The 588-nt window shown below is 58.5% G+C and carries 1 protein-coding gene; it reads right to left on the reverse strand.

All coding sequences use genetic code 11. The annotated features are described in order from the left end of the window. Positions 1-588: hypothetical protein (locus tag CF651_RS31830; RefSeq protein ID WP_179233091.1), on the reverse strand; the 588-nt coding region annotated here is incomplete at both ends.

Here is a 588-nt window from a genome sequence, read left to right on the forward strand (position 1 = left end):
TTCCTGTTGCTCCAGTATCTCCCGTCGCTCCAGTGCTTCCTGTTGCTCCAGTATCTCCCGTTGCTCCAGTATCTCCTGTTGCTCCAGTGCTTCCCGTCGCTCCAGTATCACCTGTTGCTCCAGTGCTTCCTGTCGCTCCAGTATCACCTGTCGCTCCAGTTGCTCCCGTTGCTCCAGTACTTCCCGTCGCTCCAGTATCGCCTGTTGCTCCAGTATCTCCTGTCGCTCCAGTGTCTCCTGTCGCTCCAGTATCTCCTGTCGCTCCAGTACTTCCCGTCGCTCCAGTATCACCCGTTGCTCCAGTGTCTCCTGTCGCTCCAGTACTTCCTGTTGCTCCCGTTGCTCCAGTATCCCCTGTTGCTCCAGTTCCTCCCGTCGCTCCTGTGCTTCCTGTTGCTCCCGTTGCTCCAGTATCCCCTGCTCCAGTTCCTCCCGTCGCTCCTGTGCTTCCTGTCGCTCCAGTATCTCCCGTCGCCCCAGTGCTTCCTGTTGCTCCAGTATCCCCTGTTGCTCCAGTTCCTCCCGTTGCTCCAGTATCTCCTGTTGCTCCAGTGCTTCCCGTCGCTCCAGTATCGCCTGTTGCTCCAG

Origin of the sequence: Paenibacillus rigui (assembly GCF_002234615.1) — a bacterium.
Lineage (GTDB): Bacteria > Bacillota > Bacilli > Paenibacillales > NBRC-103111 > Paenibacillus_S > Paenibacillus_S rigui.